Source organism: Bradyrhizobium sp. Rc3b, from assembly GCF_900114915.1.
Lineage (GTDB): Bacteria > Pseudomonadota > Alphaproteobacteria > Rhizobiales > Xanthobacteraceae > Bradyrhizobium.
This window is the reverse complement of the sequence record NZ_FOUS01000004.1, coordinates 401,793-417,823: the sequence shown is the minus strand read 5'-3', so window position 1 is coordinate 417,823 and position 16,031 is coordinate 401,793. Positions and strand designations below refer to the sequence as shown.

Below are 16,031 nucleotides of genomic sequence, written 5' to 3'. Positions count from 1 at the left end.
TGCGAACAGACAAAAATGTGATTGTCGCTTCTGCGGCGACCATCACATGATGCAAGCCATGCAAGATCGAAATCACGCAAAATCAATGCGTTCCGGGGCCACTCTATGACACAAGTCGCGATCCAGCCAGCCATCCATCGCCGGCATCAGCCCTGGTACAAGATCCTCTACGTGCAGGTGCTGATCGCAATCGTGCTCGGCGTGCTGATCGGCTATTTCTACCCCGATCTCGGCAAGGCCTTGAAGCCGCTCGGCGACGGCTTCATCGCGCTGATCAAGATGATGATCGCGCCGGTGATCTTCTGCACCGTGGTGCACGGCATCTCCTCGATGGGCGATCTCAAGAGGGTCGGCCGGGTCGGATTGAAGTCGCTGATCTATTTCGAGACGGTCTCGACCGTCGCGCTCGCGGTCGGCCTCCTGGTCGGCGAGATTCTCCAGCCCGGGCACGGCTTCAACATCGATCCCGCCACGATCGATCCGAACTCGGTGGCCACCTACGTCACCAAAGCCAAGGAAGAGGGCATCGTCGCCCATCTGATGGCGATCATCCCCGACAGCTATTTGGGCGCGATCGCGCGCGGCGACCTTTTGCAGGTGCTGCTGATCTCGATCCTGTCCGGCTTCGCCATCGCCTTCCTCGGCAAAGCCGGCGAGCCCATTGCGGACGCGATCGACAAGGCCGCAAAGATGTTCTTCGGCATCATCCGCATCATCGTGCGCGTGGCGCCGATCGGCGCTTTCGGCGCGATGGCGTTCACGGTCGGCGCCTACGGGCTCGGCTCGCTGCTCAATCTCGCCGCCCTGATCGGCACGTTCTATCTCACCAGCATGCTGTTCGTGCTCGTGGTGTTAGGGGCGATCGCGCGGCTCGCCGGCTTCTCGATCCTCCGCTTCATCGCCTACATCAAGGACGAGCTGCTGATCGTGCTCGGCACCTCGTCCTCCGAGACGGTGCTGCCGCAGATGATCCAGAAGATGGAGCATCTCGGCGCCTCGCGCTCGGTGGTCGGCCTCGTGATTCCGACCGGCTACAGCTTCAACCTCGACGGCACCAACATCTACATGACGCTGGCGACGCTGTTTCTGGCGCAGGCGACCAACACGCATCTGACCATCTGGCAGGAGCTCGGCATCCTCGGCATCGCCATGATCACCTCGAAGGGCGCCTCGGGCGTGACCGGAGCGGGCTTCATCACGCTCGCCGCTACGCTCTCGATCGTGCCTGACATCCCGATCCAGTCGATCGCGATCCTGGTCGGCATCGACAAGTTCATGAGCGAATGCCGCGCGCTGACCAATCTGATCGGCAACGGCGTCGCCTGCGTGGTCATCAGCATCTCCGAAGGCGAGCTCGATCGCGAGGCGCTGCACGAGACCATGGCCCATCCGCTCGAGATCGGCGAAGCGCTCGAGCCCGGCGGGAGTGCAGCATCGTAGGTTGCAAACCGGCCGGCTCAGCGCGATTCCGACGCGGTAGTTTCCCGGAGTGGTCAATTGCTGCGGGACGCGTCACAACAGTTGCGTTGGGATCACGGATTGATACTCATTTTTTCCACCCGACGCGCTGGGGGCAGGGCGTCGGGTTTTTGAAAATCACTGCCATATCAGGACCGCCGGGCGGGATCAGACGATCCCGCCATGAGTGCGCAGGACCTTGGCGGCGAGATCGAGCCGTCGCGTGACCCCGATCGCCTGCAAGAACGCTTCATCATGACTGACGACGAGCAGCGCGCCGTCATAGGCCATCAAGCCTGCTTCGACCGCTTCGATGGACTCGATGTCGAGATGATTGGTCGGCTCATCCAGGATCAGCAGCGACGGCGGCGATGACCCGCCCAGCACGCAAGCGAGGCCCGCCCGAAACATTTGCCCGCCACTGAGGCTTCCGGCTGCCTGTAAGGCGGCGTCGGCGCGAAACATGAACCGCGCCAGCGCGGCATGGCATTCGTTCGCGCCCGCCTTCGGATTGAGGCGCCGAAAATTGTCCAGGATGGAGAACGCGGGATCGAGCAGGCTGACCTTCTGATCGAACAGCGCGAAATCCGGCCTGACCCGCAGGGTGCCCGAGAGCGGACGCAGCTCGCCCGCGATCAGCTTCAGCAGTGTCGTCTTGCCGGAGCCGTTGGGCCCGACCAGCGCGACGCGCTCCGGACCGACGACGGCGAATGAGAGATCGCGCAGGACCGGTTGCTCCGGCCGGTAGCCGGCGCTGACGCCGTCGAGCCAAAGCACCTCCCTGCCGGCCGGCAGGCCGGTCGCGGGCAGCTTGACGGAGAGCGGCTGAAGAATTTCGACGCGCCGGCGCGCCTCGTCGACGGCTTGAAGCGCCTCCGCGCGCTGCCGCTCGGCGATTTGTGCGGTCTTGCCGCCGGTATCCTCGCTGCGATCCTTGCGCGCCCCGGCCAGGATGCGCGGCATGTCGCCCTTGGCACGCTTCTTCCTGCCGCCGCTGTCCTTGCGCGCTTTCTTCTCCGCGGCCTCCTGCGCCTTGCCGTCGATCTCGAATAGCCGTCTCTCGGCATGCGCGAGGTCGTGCCTGACGGCAGCGAGCTCGACGGCTTTCTGTTCGCGGTAACGGCTCCAATTGCCGCCGTATCGCGTGGCTCCGAGCGACGTCAGCTCGACAATCGCGTCCATCGTGTCGAGCAGGCGCCGATCGTGGCTGACGACGATCGCGCCGCCGCGCCAGGCCGCGAGGAGATCGATCACCGCTTTGCGGCCGTCCTGGTCAAGATTGTTGGTTGGCTCGTCCAGCAGCAGGAAGTCCGGCTCGGCAAAGACCAATGCGGCGAGCCGAATCCGCGTGATCTGGCCGCCGGACAGCCGCTCCAGTTCGGTCTCGGGAGCGAGATCGAACCCGAGACGTGCAAGGGCGACTTGCAAGCGCGCTTCGAGAGTCCAATCGACCTCGGCGAGGTCGTCGGCCGAAGCTTCGCCGCGCTCAGCCTGGCGAAGCAACGCGAGTTGATCCCGCGCTCCGAACAGATCGGCCACCGTCGCGCCCGCTGAGAGCTGGACATCCTGGCGCAGCAAGCCAACGGATCCGGTGACGGCGACATGTCCCGCGGGGGGACGGTGCTCCCCGGAGATCGATGCAAGCAGCGTGGTTTTCCCGACGCCATTGCGGCCGACGAGGCCGGTCCGCTCGGCGCCGAACGTCAGATCGAGGTTGGAAAAGAGAGAACGGCCGTCAGGCGTGGACAGCGACAGATTCGACAGGATGATTGAAGCAGGCATGGAATTCCCCGTGAGCAAGGCGGATGGGCTTTGCGGTCGGGGTAAAATCCATGGCTCTCGAATGTCCTGATTGAGGGAGCCTCTAAGTATTACCTTCCAAGGGCGAGATCAAGGCACCGCGCGAGGGACGCCGGCGCCGGAGAGCGCCGACGTCCCTGTCGCGTTCAGCCCTTCAGTGCGGTGACCACCACCTCGATCAGCGCGCTGCCGCCGAGATCGGCAACGCCGACCGTGGCGCGGGTCGGCAGATTGTCGCCGAAGAATTCGGTCCAGGCCGCGTCCATCTCCTTCTTCTTGGAGAGATCCGTGACGAAGATCGAGGCGCTGACGACGCGGCTCTTGTCGGTGCCGGCTTCCTTCAGATAGCCGGCGATCTTGCCGAGGATGTTGCGAGTCTGGTCACCCATCGAGACCGAGGTGTCGTCGGCAATGGTGCCGCCGAGGAAGACGAAGCCGTTGGCCTCGACGACCCGGTGCATGATGGGCGTGCGGATGCTGCGGTTGATGCTCATGATGTCCTCTTGTTGCTAGAGCGTAGTGGGATGGAAGCGGTCGATGCCGAGATCACCGACGCGGGTCTGGGTGCCGCCGTTGACGATCAGCTCGGCCATGACAGCGCCGGCGCCGGGGCCGAGCTGAAAGCCGTGCAGCGAGAAGCCGAACTGGTGATAGAGCCCCTTGTGACGGCTGCTCGGCCCGAACACGGGAATATCGTCCTTCATCTTCGCTTCGATCCCGGCCCAGGCGCGGACGATCGTGGCGCTGCGCATCACCGGGAACAGCTTGAACACGGTGCGGGCGCTGATGGCGAGGCTCTTCCAGTCCAGCACCGTCTCGTTGCGATCCTGATCAGGCGTTGCCAGATGGCCGCCGCCGATCAGCACCGTGCCGTTGGAGAACTGCTTGAAGGACAACTTTCGCCCACGCAGGATCACGACGGGGTCGATGAAGTGCGGCACGCGCGAGGTGATCATCAGCATCGGCGCCACGGTCTCGACCGGCACGGGCTCGCCGAGCGCAGCCGCGATCTTGCCGGCCCAGGCGCCGGCGGCGTTGACCAGCACCGGCGCAGCAAAGGTTTCGGTGCCGACATCGACGTGCCAGAGCCCATCGCTGTAGCGGATGTTGCTGGCGGCGACGCCCTCGCGCACGGTCGCGCCGAGCTGTCCGGCCCTGCGGCGGAACGCCGTCGTCGTCTGCGCCGGATTGGCGGCACCGTCGCGGCGTGAGACCACGCCGCCGGGACAGCTTTCAGCCACCGCCGGCACCAGCCGGCGCAATTCAGTCGCGTCGATCAGTTCTTCGTGGGTGAAGCCGAGCGCATTGAGTTCGGCCACGCGCGCGCGGCAAACGCTGAGCTCCTCCTCGTTCTCGGCGACCAGCACCTGGCCGTGGCTCTCGAAGCTGCAATCGTCGTCGAGCAGATCCCTGATCTTCTCCCAGATTCCCATCGAGCGGATCGAAAGCGGAATCTCCGGGATGTGTCGCGCGAGCTGGCGGACGCCGCCAGCATTGACGCCGGAGGCGTGGCGTCCGGCATAATCCTTCTCGATCAGCACCGGCTTGAGGCCGGCGAGGCACAAATGCAGCGCGGTGGAGCATCCGTGGATGCCGCCGCCGACGACGATCGCATCCACGCATCTTGTCATCCGCGCACCACCGCCTTGACGTCAGCCTCGCTCTTCGGAACGGCCGCGAGCTCGGCGAGCGTGATCGGCTTCACCGGCGCGCGCAGCCGGTAATAGCCGATCTCCTGCGGAGTCTTGCCGCGCGCCTGCGCCATCAGCTCGGTGACGGTGAGGCCGCAGAGCCGACCCTGGCACGGACCCATGCCGGTGCGGCGATAGGCCTTAAGCTGGTTCGGCCCGGTCGCGCCGATCGCGACGGAATCGAGGACGTCCTTTGCGGTCACCTCTTCGCAGCGACAGACGATGGTGTCGCCCGAGGGAATCCGGAACTGCGGCGCCGGGCGGAACAGCGTGTCGAGGAAGACGCGGCCGCGCTCGGCCCTGGCGAGATCGGTACGCAACGCTGTCATCGACGGAAGTTTTGCGGCAGCCGCGGGTACCAACGCTTCGACTGCCGCGCGCGCCGCGATGCGTCCGCGCACCACGGCGGCATTGGCACCGCCAATGCCGGCGCCGTCGCCGGCGATCGCAATGCCGGCGACCGACGAATTGCCGCTCGCGTCCAGCACCGGCGACCAGCAGAGTTGCAGATCGTCCCAGCGATGCTCGACACCGGCGGACATCGCGAGGTTGACGTTGGGCACGACGCCCTGATGCAGCAGCAGCAAATCCGCGGGAATGGTGTCGCGCTTGCCGCCGGCAACATAGCTGACGCTGGCGAGCTGGCCCTCGCCAGCCGCCGAGAGCTCCGTGACGCCGGAGACGACCTGCACCTTCGCCTTCACCTCGCGCATCATCGCGAGGCCCTTGGTGAAATAGGGTGAGGTCAGGAAGGCGAAGGCGTGCGGCAGCGCTGCGAAGTAATTGCCGCGCTCGGTGGTGTCGAGGATGCGGTCGATGCGGCCGCCGAGGCGCAGGATCTGCGCGGCGAGCAGCCACAGCAGCGGCCCCTGCCCTGCGATCACCGTGCGGCCATCAGGCACCAGCGCCGATGATTTCAGCATGGTCTGCGCCGCACCCGCGGTCATCACGCCCGGCAGCGTCCAGCCGGGAATCGGAAACGGCCGCTCCAGTGCGCCGGTCGCAAGGATCACGCGCTGCGCCTTGACGAAGGCGGACGCGCCGCCGACCGAGACGGCGATCTCGAGGTTGCGGTCCAGGCTCCAGACCGTGGCACGATGGATGACCTCGGCGCTGGTCGTACGCAGCGCCTGCACGAGATCGGCACCGACCCAATAATCGGCGCCGAGTTGATTGCGATCGGTCACCGGTGTGGACGAAATTGCGCGGAACACCTGGCCGCCCGGGCCGATGTTCTCGTCGAGCAGCAACGTCGAGAGGCCGGCTTCGGCGGAGGTCGCAGCGGCAGCAAGGCCCGCTGGCCCGGCGCCGATCACCACGACATCATAGGCTTCGCGTTTGGGAGCCACAGTCATTTTCCGATCTCCCGCTTGCCCTTCTGAATCTCGATCTGCATGCCCTCGGCGACAGGCACGAGGCAGCCCTGGCGGTTGCCGACACCGTCGATGGTGACGAGGCAGTCGAAGCAGACGCCCATCATGCAATAGGGCAGACGCGGCGCGCCGCTCACCGCAGTCGAACGCCGCGCGTCCAAGCCGGAGGCCAGCAGCGCGGCAGAGACGGTGTCGCCCTGGCGCGCGGCAACGGCAACGCCATCGACGAGGATCTGCACCTGCGGACGTTTGTCCTGTTCGGATCTCTTAAACATGGGATGCCTCGTGGCTCCTTAAAATTCTCTAATAGCCGCTGTTGTTCGCAGCCCCCGCGTCGCCGAACCGGCTGGCGGAGAACGCACCAACCAGCTCCGGCTCGAGCGCGCCCTGTGCGACCATGCGCGCGATCTCGAAGGCATGGTTGGAGGCCAGCGTCACGCCGGAATGGCAGCAGGCGACGAATGCGCCGGGATGCGTCTCCGACTGGTCATAGATCGGAAAACCGTCCTGCGGCATGACGCGGATGCCGGCCCAGCTCCTGACCACGTTGAGCCGCGACAGATGCGGGAACATGCGCTGCGCGCGATCGGTCATCACGGCGCTGATCGAATGCTTCAGCGCGCGATCGTCGAGCTCGTCTTCCTTGCTGTCGCCGATCATCACCGTGCCTTCGTCGGTCTGGCGGATCGTGGTGAGGGGATGCGGCAGGAACGGCATGGTGCGCTCGGTCACCACGATCTGGCCGCGGGTCGGGCCCATCGGCGCGTAGAGGCCGACCATCGGCGCCAGCGTCTGGTTGGCATTACCGGCGGCGAGCACGATCTTGGCGGCGCGCAGCTCGCCCTGCGGCGTGGTCAGGCGGAATTCGCCGCCGCTCTTGCTGATCGCTGAGACCGGACGCTCCGGGAAATAGTCGATGCCGAATGCCCTGAAGCCGGTGTGGAAGGCGCGGAACGTGCGCAGCGAATTGACGTGGCCGTCGAGCGGGCAATAGCTGCCACCGGAAACCTCCGGTCCGATCAGCGGCAGCGACTTCTTCACCTCGGATGCGGAGAGCATCTCCATCTTGTAGTCGGCAGCACCGGCCTGGTTGTGCATCCGCTTGACCAGCTCGGTTCGCTGGCCGAACTCGTCCTCGCCGAGCGTGAGGTGAAAGCCGCCATTCTGCTGAAGCGAGACATCAAGGCCGGTCTGTTGCTTCAGCTCGGAAGCAAGCCGGCCCCAAGCCTGCGACGCCTGCACGGTCCAGACCGTATAGGCGGGCATGCCGAGGCCCTTGCTCTGCACCCAGACCAGCGCAAAGTTCGCACGCGAGGCGCGCTTGGTGATGTCGCCTTCGTCGAGCACGGCAACCTTCTTGCCGAGCCGGCCGAGGCCCCAGGCAATCGCGGAGCCGAGCAACCCGCCGCCGATGACGGCGACGTCGTAATCCGTTTGCATAAGTTCTCCTATCGCCCCGTATCGCCTTTGCCGGCGAGCACGCGGTCGAGCCCGTAGAAGCGGTCAAGCAGAATGAGAGCGGTCATGGTCACAGCGATCACGCAGGCCGAGACCGACGTCACCAGCGGATCGATGTTGTCCTGGATATAAAGGAACATGCGCACCGGCAGCGTCTCGGTGCCGGGTGCTGCAAGGAAGACGGTCATGGTGAGATCGTCGAAGGACTGGATGAAGGCGAGCGCCCAGCCGCTGATGACGCCGGGCAGGATCAACGGCAGGGTCACGCGGCGAAACAGCGTCCAGCCGCCGGCGCCGAGCGAGACCGCCGCTATCTCGACGGTGCGGTCCATGCCTGTCGCGGCCGCAAGCGTCAGCCGCAGCGCGAACGGAAACACGATGATGACATGCGCGATGATCAGCGCGGCAAAACTGCCGCCGAGGCCGGCCGAGGTGAAGAAGCGCAGGAAGGCGATGCCGAGCACGACATGCGGGATCATCAGCGGCGAGAGGAACAGCGCGGCCAGCGCATCACGGCCGCGGAATCGATAGCGCGCGATCGCCAATGCCGCCGGCACCGCGAACAGCAGCGCGACGAATGATGATAGCGCACCGAGGCCAAGGCTGACCCAGAAGGCGTGGATGAATTCGGGATAGTTCGCGATCGTCTTGAACCAGCGCAGCGAGAAGCCGTTGGTCGGCAGTGACAGGAAGCCTTCTGGCGTGAAAGCCACGAGGCAGACCACCAGGATCGGCGCCACCATGACGATGACGAAGAAGGTATGGAAGATCAGCGCCAGCGGGCCGTTCCGTCTCATCGGAACACCTCGGCATAGCGCCGCTCGATCAGCGCGTTGCTGCCGACGACGATCAGCACCAGCGCGACCAGCAGGAGCGTGGCGACCGCCGCACCCAGCGGCCAGTTCAGCGTGTTGAGAAATTCGTCATAGGCGAGCGTCGCCGCGACCTTGAGCCGGCGGCCGCCGATGATTGCGGGCGTTGCAAACGCGCTGGCCGAGAGCGAAAACACGATGATCGCACCCGACAGCACACCCGGCATGATCTGCGGCATGATGATCCGCCGGATGATGGTGGCGGGACCCGCACCGAGCGACATCGCGGCATTCTCGATCTGCGGATCAAGCCGCTGCAGCGCAGCCCACACCGACAGCACCATGAACGGCATCATCACATGGGCGAGCGCAATGATCATGCCCGTCTCGGTAAACATGAAGGGAATTGGGGAACGCATCACCCCAAGCGACATCAGGAGCTTGTTGACGAGGCCGTTGTTGCCGCCGAACAACAGCGCCCAGCCCAGCGTGCGCGCCACCACGGAGATCAAGAGCGGTCCGAGAATGACAAGCAGGAAGAAGCTCTTCCAGCGCCCGCTCATGCGATTGAGGATGTAGGCTTCGGGCGCCCCGAGCAGCGCGGTGAGCAGCGTGGTCAGGATCGCGATGCGAAAGGTGCGCCAGAACATCTCGGCGTAATAGGGGTCGGTCGCGATCTCGTGCCAGTTCTTGAGGATGAAGACCGGCTCGATGCCCTTGTATTGGCCCCAATCGTGGAACGACAGCATCACCGTCATCGCCAGCGGAATCAGCAGCACGCCGACGAACAGCATCAGGGCGGGCGCCGTCAGCGCCCACGGCGCACGCGCGCTGCGCTCCTCGGCGACCGCGCTCATGCGAGGGCCCTCGCGCGCACACTCATGTCCTCGGGTCGCCAGGCGAGGCGAACCGCCTCGCCTTCGGCCGGCTGCGCCTTGCCGTCATTCTGGCGGATCACGATCGCGGGGCCGCATTCGCTGTCGCACTGGAACAGCCAGTGATTGCCCTGGAAGATGCGCGTGACGATCTTTGCGCTGAGGCCGGCATCGCCGAAGCCGATTCTTTCAGGACGGATGCTGACAGTGACGGGGCCGCTGAGGCCCGCCGGTGCCGGCGCACTCCAGGAGCCCGCCGTCACCCGCGCTGGCGTGGCGGTCCGATCGACCGCCGCGGCAAAATCGTTGGTCTTGCCCAGGAACTGCGAGACGAAAGCCGAGGCCGGCTTCTCATAGGTCTCCTGCGGCGTGCCGATCTGCTCGATCTTGCCCTGGCTCATCACCACGATGCGGTCGGACAACGACATCGCCTCGTTCTGGTCGTGCGTGACGAGAATCGTCGTGGTGCCGATAGTGCGCTGGATCTGGCGCAGCTCGATCTGCATCTCCTCGCGCAGTTTTGCGTCGAGGTTGGACAGCGGCTCGTCGAGCAGCAGCACGCTCGGCTTGATCACCAGCGCGCGGGCGAGTGCCACGCGCTGCTGCTGGCCGCCGGACATGCGGCGGGGATGACGGTCCTCAAAGCCGGCGAGGCCGACCATCGCGAGCGCGGCACGAACGCGCTCGGCTCGTTCAGCGCGCGGCACGTTGCGCATCTCGAGACCGAAGGCGACGTTCTCCGCCGCCGTCATGTGCGGAAACAGCGCGTAGCTCTGGAACACGATACCGAGCCCGCGCTTGGCCGGATGGATCGCGGTCAGGTCCTTGCCCTCGAGGCGGATGGCGCCGCGCGTGGGATCGAGGAAACCCGCGATCATCTGCAACGTCGTGGTCTTGCCGCAGCCGGAAGGGCCGAGGAAGGAGATGAACTCCCCCTTCCGCACGGCGAGACTGAAGTCGTCGACTACAGTCTGCGCCCCGAATTGCTTGGCGACCCGATCGAGCTCGAGATAGGCCATACGCTGTCTCCGCTGCGACGATCAGGTCAACGCTCGACCTCGCGGTTCCAGCGCTTGGTCCACTCCTCGCGCTTCTCGTTGATGACGGTCCAGTCCGGATTATAGAGCTTGGCCGCACGCTCGCCGATCGGCGCCATCTTTCCGAGCTCGGGCGGGATCACCAGCGACTTCAGCACCGGGCCGTAGCCGTAATCCTTCAGCATCACGAGCTGGATCTTGGGGTCGAGCAGCATCTTGACGAAGCTTGCTGCCAGCGGCGAGGCGTTGGGCTTGGTGATCGGACAGGCGGTCGTCAGCAGCGTCGCGGCACCTTCCTTCGGGTAGACGAAGTCGACAGGGAAGCCGGTGTTGGCAAAGCTCTGCACGCGGCCGGTGCCCCACACCGCGATCACGGCCTGGCCGGACTGGAACAGCTCGGTCATCTTGCCCGGCGACGGCTCGTAGGCGAGCACGTTCGGATTGATCTGTTCCTTGAAGATCTTGAAGCCGGAATCGACATTGGTCTCGCCGCCGCCGTTCATCTTCGACAGCATCACCAGGGCTTCCAAACCGTAGGTGTTGTTGATCGGTGGGATCACGAGCTGCTTGGCGTATTTCGTGTCCTTCAGGTCGTTCCAGGAGGTCGGCGGCGCCCAGCCTTTCTCCTTGAACACCTTGGTGTTGTACATCAGCCCGGTCGCGACGATGCCGATCGCAACCGCGCGATCGTCCTTGAAGCGCGCGGTGTCGTAGAGATCGGCCGGCAGGCCGTCGAGCTTGCCGCAGAAGCCGAGCTGGATCGCCTGGTACATCGGGCCGTCATCGACGATGGCGACGTCGATCTGCTGATTGCCCTTCTGCGCCTGGAGTTTTGCCAGCGTGTCGGTGGAGTTGCCGGCAACGTATTCGACCTTGACGCCGTTCTCCTTCTCGAAGGCAGGGATCACCTCATCGCGGATCGTCTTCTCGAACGAGCCGCCATAGCCGGCGACGTAGAGCGTCTTTTGCTGGGCCGAAGCGACTGAGGGGGCGGCAATGAGCGCTGCGATGCTGACCGCGGTCAGAAGGCGAAGAGTCTTCATGTGGACCGATCTCCATACCGGAATGAGGTGACGTGCCGACGAGTCTCGCTGGCTGAAGCCTCTTCCGCATTTCCTTCCGCGCAATCCCGCTCCAAACAGGGCTCCGGCGCCCATTCGGCGGGTTTTGGCGCGATCTGGAGGCTTGAACCCCTCCAATCTGCCGAAAAAGCGGGCTGTCTCCAGTCCTGATGAAAAAGATCGCAACCTATACTTCCATCGTCCAATGAATAATGGCAACCTCTGTATGCCTAAATGTTATGGATGTTCGGCATGGCGCGGATCAATTCGCGGCAGGTGGAGGCCTTCCGCGCGACGATGTTGACCGGCAGCGTCACCGAGGCCGCGAAGCTGATGGTGGTGACGCAGCCGGCTGTCAGCCGGTTGCTGCGCGACTTTCAGGCGCTGTTGAAGATGGAGCTGTTCGAGCGGCGCGGCACCGGCCTCGTGCCGACCGCCGCGGCAATGGCGCTCTACACCGAGGTCGAACGGTCCTTCGTCGGTCTCGAACGCATCACGGCTGCAGCCGAAGAAATCCGGGGACGCCGCACCGGCTCGCTGCGCATCGCCGCGCTGCCGGCGCTGGCGAACGGCTATCTGCCGCGGCTTGCCGGGCATTTCCTGATGGAACGGCCCAACCTCAACCTGGCCTTCTTCGGAGTGATTTCGCCGATCGTGGTCGACTGGGTTTTGAACAATCAATGCGACATCGGCTTTGCCGAGGTGCCGATTGCCCATTCCGGCCTGCCGAGCCTGCGGCTGCCGGCGCTGGCGCGCGTCGCGGTGCTGCCGACCGGACATCGCCTCGCGGAGAAAGAAGTGCTGGAGCCACGCGATTTCGAGGGTGAGACGTTCATCTCGCTGTCGGCGGGATCGTCGAGCCGACACCTCGTCGACCAGGTCTTTCACCGCAGCGACGTCCGCCGCGTGCTGCGGGTGGAGACCACGCTGTCGGAGATCATGTGCGGGATGGTGTCATCCGGGCTCGGGGTCTCGATCTGCGATCCCTTCACCGCGCAGGAATTTGCCACGCGCGGCGTCGTCGTGCGGCGCTTCCTGCCGCGCATCGACTTCGAATTCTCGGCGGTATTTCCCGCACAGCGCAGTCCGTCGCCGGTGGCGCTGGATCTGGTGGAGACCATGCGCAAGAAATTGATGGAGTTCGAGGGCTAGGGCATGGGTCGGAACGATGCAGCCACAGACTCGCTGGCAACCTCTCCCGCTTGCGGGGGAGGCGTAGGCCGCCTATGGCGGCCGTCTCTTAGGAGACGCCGAGGCGAAGGCCGGGTGGGGACTCCCTCCTCATCGGGAGTGTCCCCGCATGGAGAGAGCCCCACCCCGGCCCTCCCCCGCAAGCGGGAGAGGGAACGCACCTTTTTTGTGGCTCTGGAAGCGGCCGTCAGCCGTTGAATGCCGCCTGCGCTTCCGGCAGATCCCAGATCTTGCCGATCGCGGCGCTGCCTGCTGCGGTGATCGCTGCTTCGTCGGCGCCGAGATAGCGGCCGGCATCGATCAGCACGCGGCCATCGACCACGACCTGATCGATATTGGCGCGGTTGGCGAGCGCGATCAGCGCGCGGCGGGGATCGAACAGCGGCTGGAGATGCGGATGGGTGAGATCGACGACGGTGAGATCGGCGGTCGCGCCCGGCTCGATCCGGCCGAGATCAGGCCGCCTGATGACGTCGGCGGCGACAGTCGTGTTCGCTTCGATCAACTCGGGCGAATTGGCGACATCGGCGCGCTGCGACGTGATCTTGGAGATCAGTGACGCCGCATTGAGCTCGCCGAGCAGATCCATGTTGTAGCCGTCGGTGCCGACCACGGTGCGCACGCCATGCTCGGCGAACCGGCTGAAGGCCGCGGTGACGCCGGCGCGCGCGAACACGCGCGGGCAGTTCAGCACGGTCATGCCGCGCGCGGCCATCAACTTGAGATCGTCGTCGCTGCTGAGCATGCAATGCGCGGCCATCAGGTCGGGCGCGAGCAGGCCGAGCCAATCCAGATACTCCGCCGGCGTGCGGCCGCCATAGCGCGTGCCGATGGTCTCGACCTCGGCGCGGCTCTGCGCCATATGCGTCGTGATGGGCACGCCGAGCTCGCGCGCTCGCGCGGCGCAGGCTTTCAGGAGATCGGGGCCGCAGGTGTCGGTGGCGTGCGGGCTCATGGCGAGGCCGATGCGACCGTCGCCGCGCTTGTTCCAGCGCTGGTAGAGCGCATCCCACGTCGCCATGTCCGCGGCGCCGTCATCGCCGGAATACTGGACCACACCGTCCGGGCCAGCCTTGGCATCGGACGTCGAGAACAGATAGGGCGCGCCGTAGAAGCGGATGCCCATCTCCTCGGCGGCGTCGAACATTTCAGGGATCGAATTGCGGAACGGCTCCATCACCGTGGTGGCGCCACCCTTGAGCAGCTGGAGGATGCCGAGCCGCGCCACCGCCATACGTTCTTCCGCCGACAGGATATCGGCGCCACGCTTGGTCAGCGGCAACAGCACCGTGTAGACGATGCTCTGGTTGTTCTTGCGGCCGTTGCCGTCCTCGGTGTGGCTGCGCGCTACCGCCTCGCTAAAACAGTGATTGTGCAGATTGAGCAGGCCCGGCAGCACGAAGCGGCCCGGGCGGTCGTAGACCTCATCCGCGCGCGGCTTGTCGCGCGTGACCGCGGCGATCTTCTTGCCTTCGATCAGGACCCAATGGTCGCGCAGCACATCCTGCGCGCCGTCTTTCCGTGACAGCACATAGCTGCCGAAGATTGCGATGGTGCTCATGCGGGGCGTACGTTCCAGAACACGGCGGTGCCGTCGAGAATGCCGGTGATGGCCTTGCGATAGGCGGTCGGCTGCTTGTACAGGCCGATTGGGATGTAGGGAATCTCCTCGAACGCGACCGCCTGGACCTGGCGGCAGATGCGCTGCTGCTCGGCGAGCTCGGACGCCGCCAGCCATTGGCTGCGCAAGGGCCCCATCTTCTCGCTCGCATACCAGCCGGCGACCTTGCCTTCGCCGCGGATGTTGGTGTTGCCGGCCGGGTTGAGCCAGTCGATGCCCTGCCAATTGCCGACCGCCGCACTCCAGCCGCCCTGCCCGATCGGGTCCTTCTTGAGCTGGCGCTGCAACACGACGGCGAAGTCGAGCCCGGCATATTCGACGTTCATGCCGGCCTTGCGCAAGCTGTCGACCGCGATCTCGCCGAGCGGCTTCTGCGCCAGCGAGTTGGTGGGCACGAGTACCACGATCTTCTCGCCATTATAACCGGCCGCCTTCAGATCGGCCTTCACCTTGGCGTAGTCGCGGGGCCCGCGGAACACATCGAGCCCGACCTCGCTCGCCATCGGGGTACCAGGCGCGAAGTAGCCGATCGGCGAGACTTGGAAGGCGGGATCGACGCCGGCCACTGCCGTCATGAACGCGGACTGGTCGATCGCACCCAGCAGTGCGCGGCGGATGGCTGGATTGTCGAACGGAGGCTGCAGGTGATTGAGGCGCAGCATGCAGGCGTAACCCCTGGGATCGAGAACGCGCGTCTCGATGTCACCGGCGGCCTTGATCACCGGCAACAGATCGTGCGGCGTGGTCTCCTGCCAGTCCTGCTCGCCGGTCTGCAGCGCGGCAACGCCGGTGCCGGCATCGGGCGTGGTGGTCCAGACCACGCGATCATAGTGCACGATCTTCGGACCCGCGGTCCAATCCGGCTTGCCGTCGGTGCGCGGCTGGTAGCGCTCGAATTTGGCGTAGGCGTTGCGCGCGCCCTGCACGCGCTCGTCGGCGAGATAGCGGAACGGGCCGCTGCCGATCACCTCGGTCAGCGGCTTGAACGGATCCTGGCTCGCCAGCCGCTCCGGCATCATGAAGCAGGCATTGATTGCGGCCTTGCCGAGCGCCTGCGGCAGCAGCGGGAACGGACGCTTGAGACGGAAGCGAATGATGCGGTCGTCGGCGGCGGACAGCTCGTCGGTCGCCTCCATCAGCTCACCGCCAAAACCATCGCGTGCAGCCCAGCGGCGGATGCTCGCCACGCAGTCGCGCGCGAGCACGCGTTCGCCATCGTGCCAGAACAGGCCGTCGCGCAAGCTGAGGTCCCATTGCAGCCCATCACCGGAGATGATGTGGCCCGACAGCATCTGCGGCGAAACCTGGAGCGAGGCGCTCATGCCATAGAGTGTGTCGTAGACCATGAAGCCATGGTTCCGTGACACCTGCGCAGTCGAGTAGATGGGATCGACGAAGGCGAGGTCGATCACGGGGATGAAGCGCAGCGTGGATTGGGATTCGGCACGAACGATACCCGGCAGCGACAGCGCCGGCATGGCTGCGGCAGCCCTAAGGAGCGAACGGCGGGAGATAGACATTACGAGAGGCTCCTGAGTGCGGTGACATGCAGCCGCGGCCGCGGTGTGCTCCCTCTCCCGCTTGCGGGGGAGGGCTGGGGTGGGGGTGTCTCCGCAGGCGATGACCCCGAGAGGAAAGAGCCCCCACCCGCCGC

At 65.4% G+C, this 16,031-nt stretch carries 14 protein-coding genes; 2 read left to right on the top strand and 12 right to left on the bottom strand.

All coding sequences use genetic code 11. From position 1 onward, the window contains the following. Positions 1 to 105: 105 nt before the first annotated feature. Positions 106 to 1,440: a dicarboxylate/amino acid:cation symporter gene (locus BM190_RS11970; RefSeq protein WP_092254605.1), complete on the top strand. Its 1,335-nt coding sequence runs from the start codon at positions 106 to 108 to the stop codon at positions 1,438 to 1,440. A 186-nt stretch (positions 1,441 to 1,626) separates the two neighbouring features. On the opposite strand, the gene BM190_RS11965 is transcribed toward BM190_RS11970, so the two are convergent. The 10 genes from BM190_RS11965 to BM190_RS11920 form a co-directional block, all read right to left on the bottom strand. After that, entirely contained in the window at positions 1,627 to 3,240 is a 1,614-nt protein-coding gene (locus tag BM190_RS11965) for an ABC-F family ATP-binding cassette domain-containing protein (RefSeq protein ID WP_092254602.1), read from the bottom strand. A 164-nt stretch (positions 3,241 to 3,404) separates the two neighbouring features. After that, complete coding sequence (locus BM190_RS11960; RefSeq protein WP_092254599.1) at positions 3,405 to 3,752, bottom strand: RidA family protein; 348 nt, start codon at positions 3,750 to 3,752, stop codon at positions 3,405 to 3,407. Positions 3,753 to 3,767: 15 nt separating this feature from the next. After that, positions 3,768 to 4,889 carry an NAD(P)/FAD-dependent oxidoreductase gene (locus BM190_RS11955; RefSeq protein WP_092254596.1) on the bottom strand — a complete coding sequence of 374 codons (1,122 nt, stop codon included), beginning with the start codon at positions 4,887 to 4,889 and terminating at the stop codon, positions 3,768 to 3,770. Further along, positions 4,886 to 6,304 carry a (2Fe-2S)-binding protein gene (locus tag BM190_RS11950; RefSeq protein WP_092254592.1) on the bottom strand — a complete coding sequence of 473 codons (1,419 nt, stop codon included), beginning with the start codon at positions 6,302 to 6,304 and terminating at the stop codon, positions 4,886 to 4,888. The genes BM190_RS11955 and BM190_RS11950 overlap by 4 nt, the downstream gene beginning before the upstream one ends. Further along, the gene (locus tag BM190_RS11945; protein ID WP_018317731.1) at positions 6,301 to 6,597 is read right to left on the bottom strand and encodes a (2Fe-2S)-binding protein; all 297 of its coding nucleotides are present in this window, start codon (positions 6,595 to 6,597) and stop codon (positions 6,301 to 6,303) included. Before BM190_RS11945 ends, BM190_RS11950 begins: the two co-directional genes overlap by 4 nt. 28 nt (positions 6,598 to 6,625) lie before the next feature. Continuing rightward, positions 6,626 to 7,762: an NAD(P)/FAD-dependent oxidoreductase gene (locus tag BM190_RS11940; RefSeq protein WP_092254588.1), complete on the bottom strand. Its 1,137-nt coding sequence runs from the start codon at positions 7,760 to 7,762 to the stop codon at positions 6,626 to 6,628. An 8-nt stretch (positions 7,763 to 7,770) separates the two neighbouring features. Then, complete coding sequence (locus tag BM190_RS11935; RefSeq protein ID WP_092254585.1) at positions 7,771 to 8,577, bottom strand: ABC transporter permease; 807 nt, start codon at positions 8,575 to 8,577, stop codon at positions 7,771 to 7,773. Then, the gene (locus BM190_RS11930) at positions 8,574 to 9,449 is read right to left on the bottom strand and encodes an ABC transporter permease (RefSeq protein WP_092254582.1); all 876 of its coding nucleotides are present in this window, start codon (positions 9,447 to 9,449) and stop codon (positions 8,574 to 8,576) included. Before BM190_RS11930 ends, BM190_RS11935 begins: the two co-directional genes overlap by 4 nt. Further along, on the bottom strand, positions 9,446 to 10,486 hold the full coding sequence (locus tag BM190_RS11925) for an ABC transporter ATP-binding protein (RefSeq protein WP_092254579.1): 1,041 nt from the start codon (positions 10,484 to 10,486) through the stop codon (positions 9,446 to 9,448). Before BM190_RS11925 ends, BM190_RS11930 begins: the two co-directional genes overlap by 4 nt. Positions 10,487 to 10,512: 26 nt before the next feature. Beyond that, a complete protein-coding gene (locus BM190_RS11920) occupies positions 10,513 to 11,547 on the bottom strand; it encodes an ABC transporter substrate-binding protein (RefSeq protein WP_092254576.1) in 1,035 nt (344 codons plus the stop codon). A 270-nt stretch (positions 11,548 to 11,817) separates the two neighbouring features. On the opposite strand from BM190_RS11920, the gene BM190_RS11915 reads away from it, so the two are divergent. Then, complete coding sequence (locus tag BM190_RS11915; RefSeq protein WP_092254916.1) at positions 11,818 to 12,717, top strand: LysR substrate-binding domain-containing protein; 900 nt, start codon at positions 11,818 to 11,820, stop codon at positions 12,715 to 12,717. A 226-nt stretch (positions 12,718 to 12,943) separates the two neighbouring features. Here the strand turns inward: BM190_RS11915 and BM190_RS11910 are convergent, their stop codons facing one another. Then, positions 12,944 to 14,317, bottom strand: coding sequence for an amidohydrolase family protein (locus BM190_RS11910; protein ID WP_092254573.1), 1,374 nt, complete (start codon positions 14,315 to 14,317; stop codon positions 12,944 to 12,946). After that, a complete protein-coding gene (locus BM190_RS11905; RefSeq protein WP_092254570.1) occupies positions 14,314 to 15,897 on the bottom strand; it encodes an ABC transporter substrate-binding protein in 1,584 nt (527 codons plus the stop codon). Before BM190_RS11905 ends, BM190_RS11910 begins: the two co-directional genes overlap by 4 nt. Between the last annotated feature and the right edge of the window lie 134 nt (positions 15,898 to 16,031).

Bases quoted from the DNA above. Each gene is read 5' to 3' on its own strand.
- BM190_RS11970 (WP_092254605.1), top strand. From the start codon at position 106: ATGACACAAGTCGCGATCCAGCCAGCCATCCATCGCCGGCATCAGCCC.
- BM190_RS11965 (WP_092254602.1), bottom strand. From the start codon at position 3,240: ATGCCTGCTTCAATCATCCTGTCGAATCTGTCGCTGTCCACGCCTGAC.
- BM190_RS11960 (WP_092254599.1), bottom strand. From the start codon at position 3,752: ATGAGCATCAACCGCAGCATCCGCACGCCCATCATGCACCGGGTCGTC.
- BM190_RS11955 (WP_092254596.1), bottom strand. From the start codon at position 4,889: ATGACAAGATGCGTGGATGCGATCGTCGTCGGCGGCGGCATCCACGGA.
- BM190_RS11950 (WP_092254592.1), bottom strand. From the start codon at position 6,304: ATGACTGTGGCTCCCAAACGCGAAGCCTATGATGTCGTGGTGATCGGC.
- BM190_RS11945 (WP_018317731.1), bottom strand. From the start codon at position 6,597: ATGTTTAAGAGATCCGAACAGGACAAACGTCCGCAGGTGCAGATCCTC.
- BM190_RS11940 (WP_092254588.1), bottom strand. From the start codon at position 7,762: ATGCAAACGGATTACGACGTCGCCGTCATCGGCGGCGGGTTGCTCGGC.
- BM190_RS11935 (WP_092254585.1), bottom strand. From the start codon at position 8,577: ATGAGACGGAACGGCCCGCTGGCGCTGATCTTCCATACCTTCTTCGTC.
- BM190_RS11930 (WP_092254582.1), bottom strand. From the start codon at position 9,449: ATGAGCGCGGTCGCCGAGGAGCGCAGCGCGCGTGCGCCGTGGGCGCTG.
- BM190_RS11925 (WP_092254579.1), bottom strand. From the start codon at position 10,486: ATGGCCTATCTCGAGCTCGATCGGGTCGCCAAGCAATTCGGGGCGCAG.
- BM190_RS11920 (WP_092254576.1), bottom strand. From the start codon at position 11,547: ATGAAGACTCTTCGCCTTCTGACCGCGGTCAGCATCGCAGCGCTCATT.
- BM190_RS11915 (WP_092254916.1), top strand. From the start codon at position 11,818: ATGGCGCGGATCAATTCGCGGCAGGTGGAGGCCTTCCGCGCGACGATG.
- BM190_RS11910 (WP_092254573.1), bottom strand. From the start codon at position 14,317: ATGAGCACCATCGCAATCTTCGGCAGCTATGTGCTGTCACGGAAAGAC.
- BM190_RS11905 (WP_092254570.1), bottom strand. From the start codon at position 15,897: ATGTCTATCTCCCGCCGTTCGCTCCTTAGGGCTGCCGCAGCCATGCCG.